Here is a 22,542-nt window from a genome sequence, read left to right as displayed (position 1 = left end):
TATCAAACCGTACTCACAAGCACCCACACGAATTGCTTGATTCAATTTGTTAAAGAGCGGTTGGTTAAGAGCTTTTCATCTCAACCGAGGCGCGCATTCTACGCTTTCCTCATCTGCTGTCAAGCGTTTATTTTGAAGTTCTTTTCGAAGCTGTTTAAACAAAACACCTTCAACCTCAACAACTTACCGCTTGCCTCGTTGCGTTCAACGCTGCGAGGAGGCGAATAATACGCCGTTTGAAATCAGAGTCAACACCCTGATCTAAAAAAGTTTTCGGGCGCCATTTCGCCGGGCACCAGGCAACTATTTGCCACGCCCCCGCTCTGTAGATAAACCACCAGCGGAGCGCAATGGCCATGAGCGATACGCACAGCGACAAGACCCCAGGGCTGTCGCCGGACGAACAGCAGGAAGTCAACCACAACCAACCCCCGCGGGCAGCCGTGCTGCACGAGATCATTCGCCTGCAGGGCGACCAGGAACTCGAACGCACGCTGGCAGCATTATGGTGGTCAGCGCTCGCCGCCGGCCTGACCATGGGCCTGTCATTAATGGCAATGGGTTTGTTCTATGCGCGCCTGCCCCAAGGCGACGGGGCCCAGGTGATTGCAAGCCTGGGTTACAGCGCGGGTTTTCTTGGGGTGATCCTGGCCCGCCAGCAGTTGTTCACCGAAAACACCCTGACCGCAGTGCTGCCGGTCATGACCACGCCGACCCTGGCCAACCTCGGCCGACTGTTGCGGCTGTGGGGTATCGTGCTGCTTGGCAACCTGGCCGGCACCCTGCTGGTGGCATGGGTGATGCTGGAGCTGCCGATATTCGACAGCAAGACCGACGTTGCCTTCCTCGAGGTAGGCCGCAAGGTCATGGAAAACGACATCAGCCAGATGTTCGCCAAAGGGATCGTCTCAGGCTGGATGATCGCAACCATGGTGTGGATGATCCCCTCCATGGAGCACGCCAAGATCTGGATCATCCTGGTCATCACCTACCTGATGGCCCTCGGCGACTTCACGCATATAGTAGTGGGCTCGCTGGAGGTGTCTTACCTAGTGTGGGCCGGTGACGAAACCTGGGGCGCATTCCTTATGGACTTTGCCCTGCCCACCCTGGCCGGCAACATCATTGGTGGCAGCTTCATCTTTGCCCTGATCAGCCACGCGCAGGTGCGCAGCGACAGCGGCAAGCCACCATCCAAACTGCTGCAAGAGCGCCAGCGCGAACAGAAAAACCCGCCTGATGCAGCCCAGGTGCCCGATAAACCGTGATTTGGCTTGCAAGGCCAGTTTTCGCAAGGGCGTGAATGCTCGACAATATTCACGCAACCCATGCGATAAATGCCGCCTCACGTAAGAACACATCACCATGACGGACAATAAAAGCGGCAAAGGGCATTCGTTTGTCCGGCGTATCTACCGGCCCCGAATCATCGGCAAAGGGATCGGCCTGATCGCCGCCGCCGCTGCGGTTGCGCCCCTGCATCCCCCGCAGTGGGTATGGCTGCTGATGCTCGTCAACGGCTTGGCCTGGCCGCACATTGCGTATTTCTGGGCACGCAGGTCGGCAATGCCCTACCAAGCCGAACTGCGCAACCTGCAGCTTGATTCGGTGGCAGCCGGGTTCTGGGCGGCGACCATGCATTTCAACCCGCTGCCCAGCCTGACCATCCTGTCGATGGTTACCATGAACAACGTCGCCGCGGGCGGCAGGCCGATGCTGGTGCGCGGCCTGCTCGCCCAGGTGGCCGGTGTACTGCTGTCCATGGCGCTGCTTGGCCCCGGCCTGGAGCTGCACACCACGTCATTGCAGGTGTATGCCAGCCTGCCAATGCTCACGCTGTACCCCTTGGCATTGGGCTGGGTCTGCTACCAACTGGCGATACAACTGGCCGAACACAAGCGTCGCCTCGGCGCGCTCAGCCGCACCGACAGCCTCACCGGGCTGCTCAACCATGGCTCGTGGAAAGACCTGCTGGAGAAAAAATTCCGTATTTGCCAGCAACAGAAAGCCCCCGCAGTGATAGCGCTGATCGACATCGATCACTTCAAGGCCATCAACGACACCTATGGGCATGGCGTCGGTGACTGCGCGCTGCTACAGCTCAGCCAGGAACTCCGGCGCAATCTGCGCCAGAACGACAAGGCCGGGCGCTACGGTGGCGATGAATTCTGCGTGATTTTCCCCAATACCGATGAGGCCCAGGCCTACCTGGCCATGGAACGCCTGCGCGAGCGTGTCGCCGCGTACCGCAACCCGCACCTGCCCGAGCTGCGTATCAGCCTGAGCATCGGCCTTGCTGCCTTCAGCACGCACCTGCCCACCCCTGAGCATTGGTTGCTCGAAGCCGACCAAGCCCTGTACGCCGCCAAGCACCAAGGCCGGGATCAGGTCAGCATGGCCCACGCCGAGACCGCCGCGCTCAGGCTGGCTTACCCAGACTGACGCTACGCTCGGCAATAATCTCTGGCAGGTCGGTGCGTTTCAGGTAAAGACGCAGCGGCTCGCCGATATTGAGCCGATCATCCACATGCTGGCCAAACAACAACGCCAGCCGCTCCCGGCACAGCGCCATGCGCTGCTCGCCCTCGGGGCGCCAGACGAATTCGCTGCACGGGGTAATGCTCTCATCCGCCACGTCCATGCCGAACGAGTCTTCGGAAAACCGCACGATATGGGTGGCGCGCTTGCCGTGGTAGCCGACAAAACCCTTGAGTTGGTCGGCGGCATTGCAGATGTCCTGGGAAGAGATGGCCATGACGTTACCTCACAGAAAATTCGGAAGTGACGCACGCTGGGCAGGAAACGGTTGCCTCTGACGGGCAACGCGAGGCGCTCAGCCTACCCGATCTGACCGGCCGGCCGCCAAGGTTTTTCACGGTTGTTCATGCACCTGCACACTGGCAGTCATACCGGCGCTGAGGTTGATACCTTCAGGGATACGTTCCAGGCGAATGCGCACCGGAATCCGCTGCGCCAGGCGTACCCAGTTGAAGGTCGGCTCGACTTCCGGCAGCAACTGCCCATCGGGTGTCGAGTTGCGGTCGGTGATGCCACGGCTGATGCTTTCGACCTGGCCCGGCATCGACTCGCCAGCCCCCATCAGCCACACCTTGACCGGATCTCCCACGCGGATGCGCGGCAATTTGGTTTCCTCGAAATACGCTTGGATATAGAAGGTGGCGTCGTCCACCAGCGCCATCACCGCTTGCCCGCTGTTGACGTAGTTGCCCTCGGCAAGGCGCAGATTGGTGATATGCCCGCCGCGCGGCGCGCGCACTTCACTGCGGGCCAGGTTGATTTTGGCCACCTTCAACTGCGCCTCGGCCTCATGCAATTCACCCCGCGCCACGGCGGCGTTGATCTGCGCGTTCTCACGCAGCTCGGCACTGATCGCTTCCGGGCCCAGTGCCGTGCGCCGCGCAGCTTCGCGCTCACGCAGGCGCAGTTGCTGGGTGCGGGTCTCGACCACCGCGCTGGCCTGGTCGAAGGCCGCCTGGAATCGCTCACGGTCGATGGTCAGCAGCAGTTCACCGGCCTTCACCTGCTGGTTGTCATGCACGCTCAACCGGCTCACCCAGCCCGACACGTCAGGGGCGATCACCACCACGTCGGCGCGCACCCGCGCATCCCGCGTCCAAGGCGTGAGCATGTAGTACTGCCACAGTTGATAACCGGCGAACACGGCCAGCACCACGACAGACAAGGTGACCAGCACCCGTACGGCTGAACGCATGGACTTACTCCTTACAAAGGCCCCAGCAGGCGTACCACCAGGAACAGAATACAAACGAACAGCGCCGCATCGAACAACGCTTCATGCCAGATCCAGTGGCGCAATGGCGTTGCATGCACCAGCAAGCGTGCAAGGCCGGTCAGCACCAAGGCCATGATCGTGTAAATCAGAAAGGGGCTGAGCAGCACACCGCCCAACGCCCACTCACGCAAACCCATGGCTTTGCTCCTGCCAACGGCACCATTTGCTCCAACTGTTGCGCAACTGCAGCACCGCGCCAATCGCCAGCCGCAGCGGGTCATCAGCCGGCTGTTGGCGCAGGGCCGCGATGAATTGATCACTCGCAGCGTTCAAGCGATCGCCGCGCCCTGGCCCCGGGCCGCTGGCAAGCACCGCCTGCACCTGCTGCAAATACTGGCGCTCGGCCTCGCCCAAGCGCACCTGGGCGACCGCCAGGCACATGCGCAGGTGCACCAGTTCGTCGCCGATATCCAACCCATGCAGGCCGTCGTCCCAACGATTGCGCTCGGCCTCGGGCAACTCGCTGGCATGCCGCGCCAGTTGCATCAGGCGGTCAGCCATGCGCCCACCAAACCAGCTGTCGGCGCCGCGCAGGTCGCGGCGGGTCAGGCGTACCAGGTCGTGCTGGGTGGCCGCGCGCAGGCGTCGACCCAGCCAGGCGGGATGGCGCAGCACCACCAGGCGAAAAGCCATTACTGCTGCGCTGACGCCGACCAGCATCGCCAGGGCGTTATTGAGCATGCTCGCAACGTTGAATTGCATGGCATTGAGCGGCGCCACCAGCACGATGAAATGCAGGCAATAGGATGTGGCGGTTGCCCCCGTGCGGGGGTGGGCCATACCGAGCGCACCTAGAAACAGCGGCACGCCCATCCCCAGGCAGAGCATGGCGAAACTGCTCCACTGCGGCAGTAGAATCTGCCCGACGACAAACGCTGCCGGCACCGCCAGCAGGATGCCGCGCAAAAAACTCAAGCCGATCTGGGCACCGTTCTCGCGGCTGGCGAACAGGCTGCACACCACACAGGTGAGGATCAGCCCACCCGGAGCCGACGGCCAGGCAGTGGCGAGCCAGAAGCCGCTCATCACCAGAAACGCCAGGGCGCTGCGCGAGCCGAACAACAGCGCCAGCGACAGGTCGCGATGGGCAGCCAGGCTTTGCGCGGCCTGTTTCGGCGCCCTGCCCCGCTCCACATCGTCCAGCGCCTGGCTGGCCGCCATCGCGTAATCGAGCAACAGCGCCAGACGCGCCAGGCAATAGTGCTCGGCAGAACTGATGCGCTCGTCATGGGCAGCGTCCCAGATCCGTTGCCGCAGCAGCAGCCAGGTTGGCTGATACGGGGCGGCCAACTGCTCGCGCACCTCGCTCAGCCATGGCGCCAGCTGTGCGCTCTCGGCTTCATCGAGTTGGCGCCACTGGCGGCGCACCGAGCGCGCAATGCGCAGCAGCACCATGAGCTTCTGGCTCAGGCCGTTGATCGCCCGCGCTCGCTGACGCCCACGGCTGCCCTCGAACCAGGCGTGTTCGCGCTGGGCATCGATGGCCACCAGGCCGCCTAACGTCTGCAACAGCCCTTTACCCGCGTCGTCCTCACCAGCCAGCATGGCGCGGGCCGCCTGCAGCCCATTGTCCAAAGCCTGGCGGGCATGCCCGGCCAGTTGCTGCTCAACCCTGAGCGGCCACACCAACGCGCTGGTCAGGGTGGCACAGCAGATGCCCAGGCAAATCTCGGTACAACGCGCCACCGCCTGATCGAACACCTGCAGCGGCGTGTTGATTGCAGGCAGGGCTATGATCGCTGCGGTGTAACCCGCCAATACAAAAGCGTAGGCCCAGGCACTGCGCAACTGCGTCGAGGCTGCGGTGCACAGCGCCAGCCACAAGGCCAAGGTGAGCAGAAACAACCCCGGCGTCTGTGCAAACAGGCCGATGAACACTACCGACATGCAAGTGCCGACCACGGTGCCAGCCAGCCGCGCCAGGCCTTTCTGCACCACCATGCCAGACAGCGGCTGGGCGACGATAAACGCAGTCATCAATGCCCAGGAAGGCTGCTCAAGCCCCAGCCGCATCGCCAGCCACAGGGCAAGGCCGCCACCGAGCACCGTCTTGGCGGCAAACTTCAGGGCAAGGCTGCTGGGTGCGAACAGGGCCTGGAAGGTGATGGGCACGAATCGAACCTTGGGGTGGGAAAGTACAAGTAGAACGATAGACAACCGGAGGAAGGATAACGCTCAAGAGTGGGTAGCCCCGTTCCCACAAAAAACGCGCACAAAAAAATGGGCGACCGAAGTCGCCCTAAATGCCTTGCGTGCTCGTTGATCGGAAGGCTCAGCGCTGCTTGCGCTTTTTCGAGTCCTTCCAGATGAAAATTCCCAGACCGGCGAAGAACGCCAACATCAATCCGACCGTCACCACTCCGGCGATAACCACGTTGTCGAAGAACATGTCGGCCCCTCCCTTGGTGTGCCGTCATCCGATGAGTGCAAGGTAACCAATGGCGGGGGGTGAGGAATTGACCAGCGTCAATGCTGCCCGGGGCCGGGCACGCGAGGGGTGTGCAGGCTTGACCTGCATCAAGTTTCAGCGCTTCTTGGGTTTGCCCTTGGGCTTTTTCTTCTTGGCGGCAGGCAGCGGCAGCGCCTGTTCGAACGCCTTGCGCATGTCGTCAAGGCGCTTGTCGTTGAGGTCGTGGACGCGTTTGGCGCGCTCGGCGCCGAAGTCGATCAGGTTGTCTTGGCTCATGGCAGGCTCGACGGGCAGCAAAGGCCTCAATAATGAAGGCAGAGACCAGCGCTGACCAGTCAGACTTCGATGTCGACCAACAAGCCCTGGCGCGAACGTTCGCACAAAGGCGCAACCGGCACAGTATTGTCGGCGTTCAGCTCATCGCCTGGCACCGCATCAAAAGCCTCGTCGTCAGCCGGCTTGCGCCGCTGCTGCTGGCGCCGGCGTTGCTCGTCGCGCAGCAAAAAACCCTGTTCTTCGGGGTGCTGGTGCTTGAGGTCGATGGTGCTCTCGCTGGAAGTCGCCTGGGCTGGCACCACCGCAGGGATGTTCGGCGTGTGCCTGACCGGGTCTTGTTGGGTGGTCACCGGGGCGGCACTGAGCGGGATGATGGGCGGCAGCATGGGATATTCTCCTTTGGCCACTTTGTCGGCCAATGATCAGCCGCCTTGAATGCCTGCGGGTGAAGGTGTGCGGCGCGTCACAGCGCCTGTGCAACTATGGACAACGGTTATTCCGGATCGTCGTCAGGCAAATCATCGGCGGCCGCACCGATTTCGCTCCATGGCCGCTTGTAGACTTTCTGCCAGACGCTGTCCATGTGTTCGCGCAGCACCTGGGGCGCCGCCTTGAGCGAGGCGCTGTCCTCGCGCTCACCGCCGAACGGCTCTTCACCTGCCGGACTGATCAGCGACTGGCCAGTAATGCTGTACACCGCCTGGCCTTCGCGCAGCTCGATGGCGATATCGTGCGGGTCGATGCCGCCGCCGCAGAACGCGTGGCTGGCCACGGTCACTTCGGCCACGCCATCTTTGTTCAGGTCGGCCACGTCACTGACGTCAGTATAGAAGTCGACATCCAGGTCCAGCCCGGCACAGGTGGTTTCCTGTTCGATCTGCCAGCGCGGCTTGAATGCGTCGGAAGCCGCGTTGCGCCCATACAACGTGGCCTTGAGCACCACTTTGTCGACTTCTTCTTCGCTGTCCGGGTCGGTGGCCTGGCCGTCGATGCGGCTAAGCACCAGCAGCCCCTCGCCTTCGCGGTCATGGAAGTGCACGCTCTTGATCGGCGTCTGCACGCCCAGCACTTCCAGTTGCTCCACCGGAACAGGCGGCAATACTTCGAAGGTTTTCTGTTCGCAGGCGGCCAGCAGCGCCAGACTGCCCAGGCCCAATGACAGGTTCAACCAGCGGTGCTTGGCATACATAGGTGTAAAGCGCCCTCATGATGGGACATTATTGGCCTGGAAACACGCTAGGCTCTTTGATTCATTGGTCTGACGCAGCCGATCCGTTACCATAGACGGCTTTTTCACCGCGGGAGTTTTGGCAGTATGGCGCAGCAGTATCAACCGGGGCAACGCTGGATCAGCGACAGCGAAGCCGAGCTCGGTCTTGGGACCATCCTGGCGCAGGATGGCCGCCTTCTGACCGTGCTCTACCCGGCCACAGGCGACACCCGCCAGTACTCGCTACGCAATGCGCCGCTGACCCGCGTGCGCTTCTCGCCCGGCGACCAGATCACGCATTTCGAGGGCTGGAAGCTCACCGTGCGTGAGGTCGACATGGTCGATGGCCTGCTGATCTATCACGGCATCGATCCGCAGAACGTCCCGCGCACCATGCCCGAGACCCAGCTGTCGAACTTCATCCAGTTCCGCCTGGCCAGCGACCGCTTGTTCGCCGGGCAGATCGACCCGCTGTCCTGGTTCTCCCTGCGTTACAACACGCTGCAACACACCAGTAAACAGATGCTGTCTTCGCTGTGGGGCCTGGGGGGCGTGCGCGCCCAGCCGATCGCCCACCAGTTGCACATCGCCCGCGAAGTGGCCGACCGCATCGCACCGCGTGTACTGCTGGCCGACGAAGTAGGCCTGGGCAAGACCATCGAAGCCGGCCTGGTCATCCATCGGCAATTGCTCTCGGGCCGCGCCAGCCGCGTGCTGATTCTGGTTCCCGAAAACCTTCAGCACCAGTGGCTGGTAGAAATGCGCCGGCGTTTCAACCTGCAAGTGGCGCTGTTCGATGCCGAACGCTTCATCGAAAGCGACGCCAGCAACCCCTTCGAAGATGCGCAACTGGCGTTGGTCGCGCTGGAGTGGCTGGTCGAGGACGAAAAAGCCCAGGACGCCCTGTTCGCCGCAGGCTGGGACTTGATGGTGGTCGACGAAGCGCACCACCTGGTCTGGCATGAAGAACAGGCCAGCGCTGAATATTCGCTGGTCGAGCAACTGGCCCAGGTCATCCCTGGCGTGCTGCTGCTCACCGCTACCCCCGAGCAACTCGGCCAGGACAGCCACTTCGCCCGCCTGCGCCTGCTCGACCCGAACCGTTTCCACGACCTGGCGGCGTTCCGCGCCGAAAGCGAAAACTATCGCCCAGTCGCAGAAGCGGTGCAGGAACTGCTCGACGAAGGCCGCCTGTCGCCCAGGGCGCATGCCACTATCCATGGTTTCCTCGGTGCCGAAGGCGAAGCACTGCTGGCTGCCGTCAATGATGGCGACACCCAGGCCAGCGCCCGCCTGATCCGCGAGTTGCTCGACCGCCACGGCACCGGCCGCGTGCTTTTCCGTAACACCCGCGCCGCCATTCAGGGCTTCCCTGAGCGTGAGCTGCACCCCTACCCGCTGGCCAACCCTGAGCAATACGCGGCACTGCCGGCCGGTGAGCGCGCCGAGCTGTACCCGGAAGTCGCCTTCCAGGCCCAGGGCGAGACCAGTGATGAAGAACGCTGGTGGCGCTTTGACCCACGGGTAGACTGGCTGATCGACACCTTGAAGATGCTCAAGCGCACCAAGGTCCTGGTGATCTGCGCCCACGCCGAAACCGCGATGGACCTCGAAGACGCCCTGCGTGTGCGCTCCGGCATCCCGGCCTCGGTGTTCCACGAGGGCATGAGCATTCTTGAGCGTGACCGCGCGGCGGCGTACTTTGCCGACGAAGAATTCGGCGCCCAGGTGTTGATCTGCTCGGAAATCGGCAGCGAAGGCCGCAACTTCCAGTTCGCCCACCATTTGGTGATGTTCGACCTGCCGGCCCACCCCGACCTGCTCGAACAACGTATCGGCCGTCTCGACCGTATCGGCCAGAAGCACACCATCCAGCTGCACATCCCGTACCTGCAAAACAGCCCGCAAGAGCGCCTGTTCCAGTGGTACCAGCAAGGCCTCAACGCCTTCCTCAATACCTGCCCGACCGGCAACGCCTTGCAGCACAAATTCGGCCCGCGCCTGTTGCCGCTGCTCGCCGAAGGTGAAGAAAAGGCCTGGGATACGCTGGTTGCCGACGCCCGCCAGGAGCGTGAGCGCCTCGAAGCCGAACTGCACACCGGTCGTGACCGCCTGCTGGAGCTCAACTCCGGTGGCGCCGGCGAAGGCGAAGCGTTGGTCGAAGCCATTCTGGAGCAGGACGACCAGTTCGCCCTGCCTATCTATATGGAAACCTTGTTCGACGCCTTTGGCATCGACAGTGAAGACCATTCGGAAAACGCCCTGGTGCTGCGCCCGAGCGAAAAAATGCTCGACGCCAGCTTCCCGCTGGGCGACGACGAAGGCGTGACCATCACCTACGACCGCAACCAGGCACTGTCCCGCGAAGACATGCAGTTCCTGACCTGGGAACATCCCATGGTGCAAGGCGGCATGGACCTGGTGCTGTCTGGTTCGATGGGCAACACCGCCGTGGCGCTGATCAAAAACAAGGCGCTCAAGCCTGGCACCGTATTGCTTGAGTTGCTGTACGTCAGCGAAGTGGTCGCCCCGCGCAGCCTGCAGCTGGGCCGCTACCTGCCACCGGCAGCGCTGCGCTGCCTGCTCGACGCCAACGGTAACGACTTGAGCGCACGGGTCAGCTTCGAAACCCTCAACGACCAGCTCGAAAGCGTACCGAAGGCCAGCGCCAACAAGTTCGTGCAAGCCCAGCGTGACGTGCTCGGCCAGCGCATAGCCGCCGGTGAAGCGAAAATTCTGCCCAGCCACGAGGCTCGTGTGGCCGAGGCCCAGCAGCGCCTGGCTGCCGAGTCCGACGAAGAGCTCGCGCGCCTGACCGCACTGCAAGCCGTCAACCCCAGCGTGCGTGACAGCGAAGTCGACGCGGTGCGCAAGCAGCGCGAAGACGGCATGGCCGCCTTGCAAAAAGCGGCGCTGCGCCTTGAAGCGATCCGCGTACTGGTCGCCGGCTAACGCCATTGGCCCGCTTCGCAGGGCAATCCTGCGGGGCGGGGCTTCTCCCGCCTAGAACACCTGGCTATCACACCAATAACCAAACGATAGAAACCAAAGTGCCATTAATGAGGAAGGTTTAACTACCTCTTCCTATACTGCTGCAGGAACTGTCTCCAGCCCATGCATTGTGGGGACCAGTGCAACCTCGACATAGAGACCTGCAATGGAATGGCTGGGACTGCAACTGTTCGCCGACTTGCCGGCGGGCGGGCAAATCATCCTCGACTGCCGACACAACCTGTTTCTGGTGCTGCTGGCCTATGCGGTCGCCTGCGCTGGCTGTTTTGCCACGCTGGACATGGCCGAGCGCCAGAGCCACTGCGAAAACCGTTTGGCCCGCCGCCAATGGCGCCTGCTCGGCGCATGCTGCCTGGCCGGTGGTATCTGGGCCATGCACTTTATCGGCATGCTGGCCTTCCAGGCGCCGCTGGACATTCGCTATGACGCCCCGCTGACCGCCCTCTCGCTACTGATCGCGCTACTGGCCGCGTGGCTTGCAATGAACAGCCTCAACCGCAGCGACATGCGCCTGCGTCATTACCTGCAAACCGCGCTGTTCATCGGCCTGGGCATCAGCGTCATGCACTACACCGGCATGGCGGCCTTGCAGACCGGCGCCCGCCAGTACTACCAGACCGAACTGCTGCTGGCGTCCATCGCCCTGGCGGTAGCCAGCAGCCTGATTGCGCTATTGATGGCCAGGCACTTTCGCAGCGGCAGTGGCGGCCTGCATCTGCTGATGAAGCACGGCGCATGCCTGTTGATGGGCGCAGGCATCGTGGCCACCCACCTCACCGGCATGGCCGCCATGACCCTGGTGATCCCCGACGCCAGCGCCATGCAACTACCGATTGCCGACAATGCCCCGCAACTGGCCCTGACCATTGCCTTCATCACTTTGCTAATCAGCGGCAGCAGCATCAGTGCAGCCTTGGCCGACAAGAAACTGCAAAGCAAGGAGCACGACCTGCGCCGGGTCAATGTGCTGCTCAGCCAACTGGACCAAGCCCGCGCCTCGCTGCAGCAGGCAGCCCACTACGATGCCCTGACCAGCCTGGTCAACCGACGCGGTTTCAACCAGCTATTCGCCGAGCGCCTGAGCGAGCATGCCGCCCAGGGCAGCATGCTGGCGGTGATGTTCCTCGATATCGACCATTTCAAGCGGATCAACGACAGCCTTGGCCACGCCGCAGGCGATGAGCTGCTCAAGGTGATTGCCGGGCACATCAAGGCGGCCACCCGCAGCCATGACCTGGTAGCCCGCTTTGGTGGCGACGAGTTCTGCATTGTTACCCCGCTCAACAGCCACGATGAGGCTCGCCACCTGGCGCAGCGCATCATGTTGCGCATGAGAGAGCCGATTGAACTCGGCGGAAGGCGCATGGTGATGACCACTAGCATCGGCATCAGCGTGTTTCCCGACGATGGCCTGACTGGCGAAGAACTCCTCAAGAACGCCGACCTTGCGCTGTACCAGTCCAAAGCCTGCGGGCGCAACAGCCTGCATTTCTTCGACAACCGGCTCAAAGCACGCGCCACCCTGGAGCTGCAGCTCGAAGAAGAACTGCGCGAGGCGCTGTTCGAGGAGCGCGGCCTGTGCGTGTACTACCAGCCAATCTATGACCTGCGCAGCGCCAAGGTGGCCAAGCTCGAAGCGCTGGTGCGCTGGCAGCACCCGCAGCATGGTTTGCTCGGGCCGGACCGGTTCATTGGCATTGCCGAGGCCAACGGCCTGATCGCCGACCTGGATTTGTGGGTGCTGCGCCGGGCCTGTAGCGACCTTGCCTGGCTCAACCAGCACGGCTACAGCGACTTGAAAGTGACGGTGAACTGCTCGGCGCTCACCCTGGGCCGCGAAGAGCTGGCCAACGAGGTAGAGATGGCGTTGTTCCAGGCCGGCGTCGAGGCGCGCCACCTGGAGCTGGAGGTGACCGAAAACGCCCTGATGGGCGATATCCAGCACACCGTCAGCCTGCTGAAGCGCATCCGCGCCCAAGGGGTCGCGCTGTCGATCGACGACTTCGGCACCGGCTATTCGTCGCTGGCCTACCTCAAGCGCCTGCCGCTGGATGTGCTGAAGATCGACCGCTCGTTCGTGGTAGACGTGCCTGGCGTGCAGAAAGACTGTGAAATCGTCCAGGCCATTATTGCCATGGCCCACACCCTACACCTCAAAGTGGTTACCGAAGGCGTCGAAACCGTGGAGCAACAGGCGTTTCTGGCCGCCCACGGCTGCGACTTTCTGCAGGGTTTCCTGCTGAGCCGCCCGGTGCCCATCGTCGCGCTGCGCGCAGCATTGGAGCGGCTCGACCAGCAGCACGGCGTGTTCACGCCTTGCTGCGATACATCTCGACCAGGGTCGCCGGATCCTTTTCCAGATACCCCTGGCTACCATGCAGGCGCATCAGCTGTGCCGCAAGGCCACTGAGCGGGGTCGCAGCGCCCTGCTCGCGGGACAGCTTCACCGCGCCGTCGAGGTCCTTGAGCAGCGTTCGTACATGCCATTTGACCGGTTCGAAGCGACTCTGGGCCATTTGCGGGGCAAGAATCTGCAAGGGCTTCGAGTCGGCAAAGCCACCGGCCAGGGCCTCGGCGATCAACCGCGCATCCACCCCTGACTGCTCAGCCAGGGCGACCACTTCGGCAATCACCAGCGCATTGCAGGCAACGATCATCTGGTTGCAGGCCTTGGTCACCTGGCCTGCGCCAACCCCGCCCATGTGCGTTACCCGCTGACCAAGGGTCAGCAGCACCGGGCGAGCCCGCTCAAGGTCGTGGGCGGTGCCACCGGCCATGATTGCCAAGGTGCCCGCCTCGGCGCCGGGGGTGCCGCCAGATACCGGCGCATCCAGCCAGCCCATTGCACACTGCGCGTGCAACTGCGCCGCCATTTCCCGAGTGGCGGCAGGCTCCAGGCTGGACAAGTCCACCAGCAACTGGCCTGGGCGGCCCCCAGCGGCGATGCCCTGCTCGCCGAATACCACGTCGCGCACCACAGCGGTGTCGGCCAGGCACAGCAGCAGCAGGTCGCTGCCTTCACATAACTGCGCAGGCGTGGCGGCCATCCGGGCACCGGCGGCAACCAGCTCGGCGCATTTTTCCGGGCTGCGGTTCCACACGGTCAGCGGGTAGCCGGCAGCCAGCAGACGGCGGCACATCGGCAGGCCCATCAGGCCGATACCGGCAAAACCCAGCGAAGGCAACGCACTATTCATGAGCAACTCCAGCACAAGATTAAAGAAGCGGGACAAACGGGCGATGCAGTACAGACGAATAAAAACCTTCATGTGCCTAGGGTTATCCCCTATCGCACAAGGAAAAGGCGCACTGCTACAGTCGCGCAAACCCCGAGTAATGGCCTAATGGCATACCGCTTGGGGAAACCCCTTATCAGGCAAATGGCGCACTATGACCTCTACGAACACTTCTGCCAATGCGGTCCCCGAGACGTCGCTTCCGTCCACCTCTCTGACCGCGGGCGGTGCTCGAGAACCGTCAGCCCCCCGCGCCACACCGGCGCAATACCTGTATTTCACCGAGCAGGACATCCAGCGCATCCTCGACAACCTCGATGGCCTGCGCGACCTGGTGTTTCCGCAAAACCTGCATGTCGAGGATGAAGACCAACTGCGCCTTGAGCAGCAGTTCCCTTCGGTCTGCCTGATCGGCCTTGGGCGCTGCGGGTCGAACATTGCCCTTGATGTCGCGGAGTTGGTGTACAACGCGCGCACCTTCTTCCTCAACGAGTTCAACAATGAGGACCGCAACAAGGGCGAATCGGGCTACAGCCCGGCGCGGTGGATCCGACAGAACCTGCGCCTGGTGCAGAACAAGGGCGTGAAGCCGGTTTTCCTGGTCGAGCCTCTGGTCATGCTGGGCGACCTGGACAAGGACATCGCCGGGCGTATCCGTTTCTCGCGCAAGGGCGAGCGCGGTGGGTTCCTGCGCGACTACAGCAAGATGAAGATCATGGACCTGTCCGAGGTGCATGCCGGTGGCGCCGGTAACGCGCCGATCCTTGGCCAGTACCTGGCCAAGATCATCCTCAACAAGGACACCCAACGCTTCTCCAGTGCCGACTGGAAGCTGATCCATTCCTACCTGATCGACTCGTGCGGCATCAAAGCCAACCAGTCGCGCCTGTATTTCTATATTTTCAGCGCAGGCGGCGGTACCGGTTCTGGCATGGCCTCGGAATTCGGCCTGGCCCAGCAGTTCTCCTACATGAACAAGACCTTCGACACCAAGCATTCCGACGAGAATGACGGCAAGAGCGGGCATTCGTTCGTGTTCGAGCCCATCTTCACCAGCGGCATCTGCGTGCTGCCCAATGCATCGGACCACCGCAGCGAAATGTCCGAAGCCCTGCACATCAACGCCGGGCGGCTGCTGTGCAAATACCTGTCTGAAGAATGGGATTTCTCGTACAACTTCGATAACGAAGACAGCAGCGAAGCCAGCGTAATGGGGCGTATTCGCCCATGGAACGCGATGATGTTGATCTCCAACGACATCATGCGTTACGCCGAAGAGAGCGATGACGGCACGATCCAGAACATCGACGTCAATGCCATGGAAAAGCACGCCAACCAGTACATCTCCCAGCAGATCTTCAACATCCTCACCGCCCAGGCGGTGACCACCGATTACGACCAGAACTACTTCCGCCGCGCCGGCATCGACATCGGCGAAACCATTCGCCTGGATGCCAACGACCTGTTCATGAGCCTGGCGGGCCCGGTGGCGATTGCCTACGCCGAATCCGTGGTCCCGGAAATCCCGCCGGCCGGTTCAGACAAGTTCAAGGTGTTCGAGCGCGAGCAGCCACGGCTGGACATCGACGACTTGTTCTTCCGTTCCATCGACTTGCCGCACTTCAACAAGCAGACCCAGGCCATCGAAGGTATCAGCCTGCTGCCGATCGAGTCGCGCCGCTACCGCGCAGCGCTTGAGCAGTACCAGGCCTCGGCCTACGACGCCGCCGCCCTGCACGACCTGCACTTCTTCAAGAATTGCTCCTCGGTGGTATCGATCGTGTCGCTGCCCAAGGACTACAAGCTGTCCTACATGGACCTGAACCGGCTCAAGACCCACCTCAACAGCCTGTTCCCCAACACCACGCTCAAGCGTTATGCGCTGGTGATCGGCGCCTCGGCCAACCTGTCGCTGACCACATTGATTGCCAAGAGCCCGTGCCTGTCGGACGACTTCCTGACCTTGATCGTGGCCTTCATCAAGCGTTGCTTTGCGCGTAACCCGTACCGTTTCGACGACACCATGGACAACGCCATCCTTGAGTTCATCACCAGCGAGCACTTCGATGAGAGCCGTATCGATGAGTTGCTCAACGAGTTCGAAAACCCGGCGAAGATCCTCGACACCAACTGGTATGCGATCAAGCCGATGTACGAGAAGAAGTACCGCGAGCTTATCAACGACAAGAGCCGCTTTGTGTCGATCAACGATATTCGGCTGTCGCGCGAATGCGTGAAGAAGGCGGTGAAGTACCTGCGCGAGATCTTCAGGCACCGCATCGGCAAGACCCGCGTGATCTCGCTGAACAGCCATACCGGGCGCGTGGATTACTGATCGTCGCCAGGCATTGAAAACATCGCGGGGCAAGCCCGCTCCCACAAGCGCCTGATGCTCAGATAACTATCAGAGCGGCCCTTGTGGGAGATTCCGCGGTTTTGCAAACCTGTAATTGCCTCATCGCAGGCTATCGCCAGCTCCCACAGTGAGCGTGCCTGGCCTCAGTATCGGCGGCTCACCCAGACCTTGTGGGAGCTGGCGATAGCCTGCGATGAGGCCGGTGCAAGATTGCATGAAGCCGATGTGGGAGCGGGCTTGCCCCGCGATGCATTACGCATTCCGTAAACTGTTACCGCGCCGCCGAATAACCCCGCCACTGTTACCAACTTCCACCTTACGTGAGCGTCAACGCGCACCTTTCTGGTGCGCGTACGCATTGCCGAGCACCGGAAATGTGCAGACTCAATCTTTTTTCTTGGCCTGAATCACGATGAACGGCGAAACCACCACGGCCCATATCTCTGGATCGCGGGTTTGCAGCTCAAGCGCTTGTTCGGCGCTGACCGGGCCGACAGTGCCAGCACTACGCCACTTGGCGAAGATCTCGCTGCGATTATCGGCCATCGCTTCGGCAACCTCGATCAGGTCCAGACTGGGGTCGACCCAAATCAGGTCACCCTTGGCCCAGAAACGCTCCAAGGCTTTCCACTCGATGATGGCGGTCTCACCGAGCAATTTGGCATAGAGGGTGCTTACTTGATCTGTCATGGGTTTACCTGCACAAAAAATCGACCAACAAAAAGGCCGGTATTTTTGCAGAAAAACCCGGTTTCAAATACGTAATTTGGTCGAACAGGCCCGAACTTGTGGGAGCGGGCCGCAAATGCAGGCAAAGTGATGGCGCTTTTCTGTCTTTTTATGTCGATCAAGCGACACCCCTGGGAACAGACGCTTTTCGCCGGCTTTTCAAGCCATCCGACAGCGCTCTACACTGTACCGGTACAGTTCCGGGACACGATTCCGGGGGAAGGTGGGGTTGCGGTTCGGCGTAGCCAGCCGCGAGTCCCGCCCGGTCTGTAGCCCTGGCCGCCAGGACTATAAGAATTACAACAGAATGAGTGGAGCACTATGATCAAGATTTCCAAGCTGTTCGCCGCAATGGTCCTGGCCGGGGTTGCCAGCCATTCGTTTGCCGCAGACACCATCAAGATCGGCATCGCCGGCCCTAAAACCGGCCCTGTCACCCAGTACGGCGACATGCAGTTCATCGGTGCCAAACAGGCCATCAAAGACATCAACGCCAAGGGCGGCGTAGATGGCAAGATGCTCGAAGCCAAGGAATACGACGACGCGTGCGACCCTAAACAGGCCGTTGCGGTTGCCAACAAAGTGGTCAACGACGGCGTCAAGTTCGTCATCGGTCACCTGTGCTCCAGCTCCACCCAGCCTGCGTCCGACATCTACGAAGACGAAGGCGTGATCATGATCACCCCGGCTGCCACCTCCCCGGAAATCACCGCCCGTGGCTACAAGCTGATCTTCCGCACCATCGGCCTGGACAGCGCGCAGGGCCCAGCCGCCGGCAACTACATCGCCGATCACGTCAAGCCCAAGGTCGTTGCAGTGCTGCACGACAAGCAGCAGTACGGTGAAGGCATCGCCACCGCGGTCAAGCAGACCCTCGAGAAGAAAGGCACCAAGGTTGCCGTGTTCGAAGGCCTCAACGCCGGCGACAAAGACTTCTCCTCGATCATCCAGAAGCTCAAGCAGAACAACGTCGACTTCGTCTACTACGGCGGCTACCACCCAGAGCTGGGCCTGATCCTGCGCCAAGCGCAAGAAAAGGGCCTGAAAGCCAAGTTCATGGGCCCGGAAGGCGTGGGTAACGACTCCATTTCGCAGATCGCCCAAGGCGCTTCCGAAGGCCTGCTGGTCACCCTGCCGAAGTCGTTCGACACCGACCCTGAGAACAAGGCCATCGTCGATGCCATCAAGGCTGACGGCAAGGACCCAAGCGGCCCGTTCGTGTTCCCGGCCTACTCGGCTGTCGAGCTGATCGCCGAGGGCATCAAGGCAGCCAAGTCCGAAGACACCGACAAGGTAGCAGCGGCACTGCACGCCGGCTCCTTCAAGACCCCGACCGGCACCCTGACCTACGACGCCAAGGGCGACCTGAAAGACTTCAAGTTCGTGGTCTACGAATGGCACTTCGGCAAGCCGAAGACCGAAGTCTCCCCTCAGTAACTGCGTGACTAAATAGCTGACCTAAGAAGCCCACTGTGCGAGCAGTGGGCTTTGTTTTACGAGGTTCTATGGGCCTGATCCCCGTGATCCGGGGGCCTACCCACCTGAAAATCTTAAAACCGTCATCCGCGGTTTCCTGGCAGTGCCCGCATAACATCCAGTGGCGAAGACCACAGAACGGGCCAGGGCAACACCCGCCAGCGAAATGCAAATCAGGTTTTTAGGAGCGCTGTAATGCCTGAGATCTATCACTTTTTCCAACAACTGGTTAACGGATTGACCATCGGCAGTACCTATGCCCTGATCGCCATCGGCTACACGATGGTGTACGGCATCATCGGCATGATCAACTTCGCCCACGGCGAGGTTTACATGATCGGTAGCTACGTGGCCTTCATCGCCCTCGCGGGCCTGGCCATGATGGGTATTCATTCGTTGCCGATCCTGATGACCGTCGCCTTCGTTGCCACCATCTGCGTCACCAGCGCCTATGGCTACAGCATCGAACGGGTCGCCTATCGGCCGCTGCGTAACAGCAACCGGCTGATTCCGCTGATCTCGGCCATCGGCATGTCGATCTTCCTGCAGAACACCGTGCTGCTCTCGCAGGACTCCAAAGACAAGTCCATCCCCAACCTGATCCCCGGCAGCTTCTCGTTTGGCCCGGGCGGTGCGGAGGAAGTGCTGGTCTCGTACATGCAAGTGCTGGTGTTCGTGGTCACCTTGGTAGCCATGACCTGCCTGACGCTGTTCATCTCCCGTTCCCGCCTGGGCCGCGCCTGCCGCGCCTGTGCCGAGGACATCAAGATGGCCAACCTGCTGGGTATCAACACCAACAACATCATTGCCCTGACCTTCGTCATCGGCGCCGCACTGGCGGCGGTGGCAGCCGTGCTGCTGAGCATGCAGTACGGGGTAATCAACCCCAACGCCGGCTTCCTGGTAGGCCTCAAGGCCTTTACCGCAGCGGTGCTTGGCGGCATCGGCAGCATCCCGGGCGCCATGCTCGGCGGGCTGGTGCTGGGTGTGTCCGAAGCGTTCGGCGCCGACATTTTCGGCGACCAGTACAAGGATGTGGTGGCGTTCGGGCTCTTGGTTCTTGTGTTGCTGTTCCGGCCGACCGGCATCCTGGGCCGCCCGGAGGTTGAAAAAGTATGAACAAAAATCTCAAACAGGCGTTCTTCAGCGCCTTGCTGGTCTGGGCCGTGGCGTTCCCGGTGCTGGGCCTGAAACTGAGCATCGACGGCATCAGCCTGGCTGTCCATAGCCAGGGGGCGTTCAGCCTGACCATCATCAGCGTGTGTTCGGTGCTGATGTTCCTGCGCGTGCTGTTCGACAAGCAGTGGAGCTCGGTCATGGGCCGGCGCTCGGACCGCAAGCTGATCTCCCCTGCCGTGAGCAACTTCCTCACCCTGCCCAAGACCCAGCGCTGGATCATCCTCGGCCTGATCGTGGTCGCCCTGGTGTGGCCGTTCTTCGGTTCGCGCGGTGCGGTCGACATCGCCACGCTGATCCTGATCTACGTCATGCTGGGCCTGGGGCTGAACATCGTGGTGGGCCTTGCCGGCCTGCTCGACCTGGGCTATGTCGGCTTCTACGCAGTCGGTGCCTACAGCTACGCGATGCTCTCGCACTACCTGGGCTGGAGCTTCTGGGTGTGCCTGCCAATTGCCGGCCTGATGGCCGCAACTTTCGGCTTCCTGCTCGGTTTCCCGGTGCTGCGCCTGCGCGGCGACTACCTGGCCATCGTGACGTTGGGCTTTGGCGAGATCATTCGCCTGTTCCTGCGTAACCTCACCGACTGGACCGGCGGCCCCAACGGCATCAGCAACATCGAAAAACCGACCTTCTTCGGCCTGAGTTTCGAACGCCGTGCCGCCGAGGGCATGCAGACCTTCCACGAGTACTTCGGGCTGCCGTACAACTCGATCAACAAGGTGATCTTCCTGTACCTGGTGGCGCTGCTGCTGGCGCTGGCGGCGTTGTTCGTGATCAACCGCCTGCTGCGCATGCCTATCGGCCGCGCCTGGGAAGCGCTGCGTGAAGACGAGATCGCCTGCCGCGCGCTGGGCCTGAACCCTACCGTGATCAAGCTTTCGGCGTTCACCCTGGGCGCAAGCTTTGCAGGCTTTGCCGGCAGCTTCTTCGCCGCCCGCCAAGGGCTGGTGACACCGGAGTCGTTCACCTTCATCGAGTCGGCGATCATCCTCGCCATCGTCGTGCTGGGCGGCATGGGCTCACAACTGGGCGTGATTCTTGCGGCCATCGTGATGATCCTGCTGCCAGAGATGATGCGTGAGTTCAGCGAATACCGGATGCTGATGTTCGGTGCGCTGATGGTGTTGATGATGATCTGGCGTCCGCAGGGCCTGCTGCCCATGCAACGTCCACACATGGAGCTGCGCCGATGAGCCGCGAAATTCTGCAAGTCAGCGGCCTGAGCATGCGCTTCGGCGGCTTGTTGGCGGTCAACGGCGTGGCCCTGACCGTCAAGGAAAAACAGGTCGTTGCGCTGATCGGCCCCAACGGCGCCGGCAAGACCACCGTGTTCAACTGCCTGACCGGCTTCTACAAGCCCAGCGGCGGCACCATCCTGCTCGACGGCCAGCCGATCCAGGGCCTGGCCGGCCACCAGATTGCCCGCAAGGGCGTGGTGCGGACCTTCCAGAACGTGCGTCTGTTCAAAGAGATGACCGCCCTGGAAAACCTGCTGATTGCCCAGCACCGCCACCTCAACACCAACTTCTTTGCCGGCCTGTTCAAAACCCCTGGGTTTCGCCGCAGCGAGAAGGAGGCCATGGAGCGTGCGCAGTACTGGCTGGAGAAGGTCAACCTGACCGAGTTCGCCAACCGCACTGCCGGCACCTTGGCCTACGGCCAGCAACGGCGCCTGGAAATCGCCCGCTGCATGATGACCCAGCCGCGCATCATCATGCTCGACGAACCGGCCGCCGGCCTGAACCCCAAGGAAACCGAGGACCTCAAGGCGCTGATCGGCTACTTGCGCGAATCGCACAACGTGACCGTGCTGCTGATCGAGCACGACATGAAGCTGGTGATGAGCATTTCCGACCACATCGTGGTGATCAACCAGGGCACGCCCCTGGCCGACGGTACGCCGGAACAGATCCGCGACAACCCTGATGTGATCAAGGCCTACCTGGGGGAGGCGTAAATGCTTAAGTTCGAGAACGTTTCCACCTGCTACGGCAAGATCCAGGCCCTGCACAGCGTCAACGTGGAGATCAACCAGGGCGAAATCGTCACCCTGATCGGTGCCAACGGCGCCGGCAAGTCGACCTTGCTGATGACCCTGTGTGGCTCGCCCCAGGCACACAGCGGCAGCATCAAGTACCTGGGTGAAGAGCTGGTCGGCCAGCCCTCCTCGCACATCATGCGCAAGAGCATCGCGGTGGTGCCTGAGGGGCGCCGCGTGTTCGCCCGGCTGACGGTCGAGGAAAACCTCGCCATGGGCGGGTTCTTCACCGACAAGGGCGACTACCAGGAACAACTGGACAAGGTTCTTCAGCTGTTCCCACGGCTCAAGGAACGTTACATGCAACGCGGCGGCACCATGTCCGGCGGCGAGCAGCAGATGCTGGCCATCGGCCGGGCGCTGATGAGCAAGCCCAAGCTGCTGCTGCTCGATGAGCCGTCACTGGGCCTGGCACCGATCATCATCCAGCAGATCTTCGACATCATCGAACAGCTGCGCCGCGATGGCGTGACCGTGTTCCTGGTGGAGCAGAACGCCAACCAGGCGCTGAAGATTGCCGACCGCGCCTATGTGCTGGAAAACGGCAAGGTGGTGATGCAAGGCACGGGGGAAGCACTGCTGACCGACCCCAAGGTACGCGACGCGTATCTGGGGGGGTGAATCGACAAAGGGCCTTCGGGCCCTTTTTTAACGCCTGTGCGGGCCTCATCGCAGGCTGTGCTCAAGCGCAACATTGCTGGTTGTACCCAATTCTGTGGGAAACGATAGAGATTCGTGGCGAGCGGGCTTGTCCCGCGTTGGGCTGCGCAGCAGCCCTGAAAACCCAAGGGGCTGCTGCGCAGCCC

20 protein-coding genes and 1 pseudogene are annotated in these 22,542 nt (G+C 61.8%); 11 read left to right on the top strand and 10 right to left on the bottom strand.

Translation table 11 applies throughout. The features are described from left to right. The 3 genes and pseudogenes from HU720_RS24410 to HU720_RS19260 all read left to right on the top strand — a co-directional run. Positions 1-228: pseudogene (locus HU720_RS24410) on the top strand (hypothetical protein); the annotation flags it as partial. 128 nt (positions 229-356) lie between these two features. Further along, positions 357-1,268: a formate/nitrite transporter family protein gene (locus tag HU720_RS19265; protein ID WP_186521833.1), complete on the top strand. Its 912-nt coding sequence runs from the start codon at positions 357-359 to the stop codon at positions 1,266-1,268. Between the two features lie 97 nt (positions 1,269-1,365). After that, entirely contained in the window at positions 1,366-2,442 is a 1,077-nt protein-coding gene (locus HU720_RS19260; protein WP_186521831.1) for a diguanylate cyclase, read from the top strand. On the opposite strand, the gene HU720_RS19255 is transcribed toward HU720_RS19260, so the two are convergent. The 8 genes from HU720_RS19255 to HU720_RS19225 all read right to left on the bottom strand — a co-directional run bounded on the left by HU720_RS19255 (position 2,420) and on the right by HU720_RS19225 (position 7,689). Next, entirely contained in the window at positions 2,420-2,755 is a 336-nt protein-coding gene (locus HU720_RS19255; RefSeq protein WP_186521828.1) for a DUF2025 family protein, read from the bottom strand. The two genes, HU720_RS19260 and HU720_RS19255, sit on opposite strands and share 23 nt — an antisense overlap. A gap of 117 nt (positions 2,756-2,872) precedes the next feature. After that, positions 2,873-3,733: an HlyD family secretion protein gene (locus HU720_RS19250; RefSeq protein WP_186521827.1), complete on the bottom strand. Its 861-nt coding sequence runs from the start codon at positions 3,731-3,733 to the stop codon at positions 2,873-2,875. 11 nt (positions 3,734-3,744) lie between these two features. Continuing rightward, on the bottom strand, positions 3,745-3,951 hold the full coding sequence (locus HU720_RS19245) for a DUF1656 domain-containing protein (protein WP_186521825.1): 207 nt from the start codon (positions 3,949-3,951) through the stop codon (positions 3,745-3,747). After that, positions 3,938-5,926 (bottom strand): FUSC family protein, encoded by a 1,989-nt coding sequence (locus HU720_RS19240; protein ID WP_186521823.1) that lies wholly within the window; start codon positions 5,924-5,926, stop codon positions 3,938-3,940. The genes HU720_RS19245 and HU720_RS19240 overlap by 14 nt, the downstream gene beginning before the upstream one ends. A 160-nt stretch (positions 5,927-6,086) precedes the next feature. Continuing rightward, on the bottom strand, positions 6,087-6,203 hold the full coding sequence (ccoM, locus tag HU720_RS24555) for a cytochrome c oxidase subunit CcoM (protein ID WP_275970789.1): 117 nt from the start codon (positions 6,201-6,203) through the stop codon (positions 6,087-6,089). Between the two features lie 135 nt (positions 6,204-6,338). Further along, the gene (locus tag HU720_RS19235; protein ID WP_186521822.1) at positions 6,339-6,500 is read right to left on the bottom strand and encodes a hypothetical protein; all 162 of its coding nucleotides are present in this window, start codon (positions 6,498-6,500) and stop codon (positions 6,339-6,341) included. 59 nt (positions 6,501-6,559) lie between these two features. Next, positions 6,560-6,886 carry an aspartate-semialdehyde dehydrogenase gene (locus HU720_RS19230; RefSeq protein WP_186521821.1) on the bottom strand — a complete coding sequence of 109 codons (327 nt, stop codon included), beginning with the start codon at positions 6,884-6,886 and terminating at the stop codon, positions 6,560-6,562. A gap of 107 nt (positions 6,887-6,993) precedes the next feature. Then, on the bottom strand, positions 6,994-7,689 hold the full coding sequence (locus tag HU720_RS19225; RefSeq protein ID WP_186521820.1) for a hypothetical protein: 696 nt from the start codon (positions 7,687-7,689) through the stop codon (positions 6,994-6,996). A gap of 126 nt (positions 7,690-7,815) precedes the next feature. Here HU720_RS19225 and rapA point away from each other — a divergent pair, with 126 nt between their 5' ends. Further along, the gene (gene rapA / locus HU720_RS19220; RefSeq protein ID WP_186521819.1) at positions 7,816-10,662 is read left to right on the top strand and encodes an RNA polymerase-associated protein RapA; all 2,847 of its coding nucleotides are present in this window, start codon (positions 7,816-7,818) and stop codon (positions 10,660-10,662) included. A 205-nt stretch (positions 10,663-10,867) separates the two neighbouring features. Then, complete coding sequence (locus tag HU720_RS19215) at positions 10,868-13,132, top strand: EAL domain-containing protein (protein ID WP_186521818.1); 2,265 nt, start codon at positions 10,868-10,870, stop codon at positions 13,130-13,132. On the opposite strand, the gene HU720_RS19210 is transcribed toward HU720_RS19215, so the two are convergent. After that, complete coding sequence (locus tag HU720_RS19210) at positions 13,032-13,919, bottom strand: NAD(P)-dependent oxidoreductase (RefSeq protein WP_186521815.1); 888 nt, start codon at positions 13,917-13,919, stop codon at positions 13,032-13,034. The genes HU720_RS19215 and HU720_RS19210 overlap by 101 nt on opposite strands. Positions 13,920-14,112: 193 nt before the next feature. Between HU720_RS19210 and HU720_RS19205 the strand changes: the two genes are divergently transcribed. Next, positions 14,113-16,293 (top strand): hypothetical protein, encoded by a 2,181-nt coding sequence (locus HU720_RS19205; protein ID WP_186521814.1) that lies wholly within the window; start codon positions 14,113-14,115, stop codon positions 16,291-16,293. A gap of 405 nt (positions 16,294-16,698) precedes the next feature. Here the strand turns inward: HU720_RS19205 and HU720_RS19200 are convergent, their stop codons facing one another. Next, a complete protein-coding gene (locus HU720_RS19200) occupies positions 16,699-17,004 on the bottom strand; it encodes a DUF2288 domain-containing protein (protein WP_186521813.1) in 306 nt (101 codons plus the stop codon). A gap of 360 nt (positions 17,005-17,364) precedes the next feature. Here HU720_RS19200 and HU720_RS19195 point away from each other — a divergent pair, with 360 nt between their 5' ends. From HU720_RS19195 to HU720_RS19175, 5 genes are all read left to right on the top strand, one after another. Then, on the top strand, positions 17,365-18,480 hold the full coding sequence (locus HU720_RS19195) for a branched-chain amino acid ABC transporter substrate-binding protein (protein WP_186521811.1): 1,116 nt from the start codon (positions 17,365-17,367) through the stop codon (positions 18,478-18,480). A gap of 234 nt (positions 18,481-18,714) precedes the next feature. Next, complete coding sequence (gene livH, locus HU720_RS19190) at positions 18,715-19,638, top strand: high-affinity branched-chain amino acid ABC transporter permease LivH (RefSeq protein ID WP_186521809.1); 924 nt, start codon at positions 18,715-18,717, stop codon at positions 19,636-19,638. After that, positions 19,635-20,891, top strand: coding sequence for a high-affinity branched-chain amino acid ABC transporter permease LivM (locus HU720_RS19185; protein WP_186521808.1), 1,257 nt, complete (start codon positions 19,635-19,637; stop codon positions 20,889-20,891). The genes livH and HU720_RS19185 overlap by 4 nt, the downstream gene beginning before the upstream one ends. Next, a complete protein-coding gene (livG, locus tag HU720_RS19180; RefSeq protein ID WP_186521807.1) occupies positions 20,888-21,655 on the top strand; it encodes a high-affinity branched-chain amino acid ABC transporter ATP-binding protein LivG in 768 nt (255 codons plus the stop codon). The genes HU720_RS19185 and livG overlap by 4 nt, the downstream gene beginning before the upstream one ends. After that, positions 21,656-22,357, top strand: coding sequence for an ATP-binding cassette domain-containing protein (locus tag HU720_RS19175; RefSeq protein WP_186521805.1), 702 nt, complete (start codon positions 21,656-21,658; stop codon positions 22,355-22,357). The last annotated feature ends 185 nt before the right edge of the window (positions 22,358-22,542 follow it).

The sequence above is a fragment of the Pseudomonas sp. SWRI51 genome (assembly GCF_014268825.1).
GTDB lineage: Bacteria > Pseudomonadota > Gammaproteobacteria > Pseudomonadales > Pseudomonadaceae > Aquipseudomonas > Aquipseudomonas farsensis.
The sequence above is the reverse complement of the archived record's forward strand: the minus strand, read 5'-3'. Positions and strand labels throughout refer to the sequence as shown.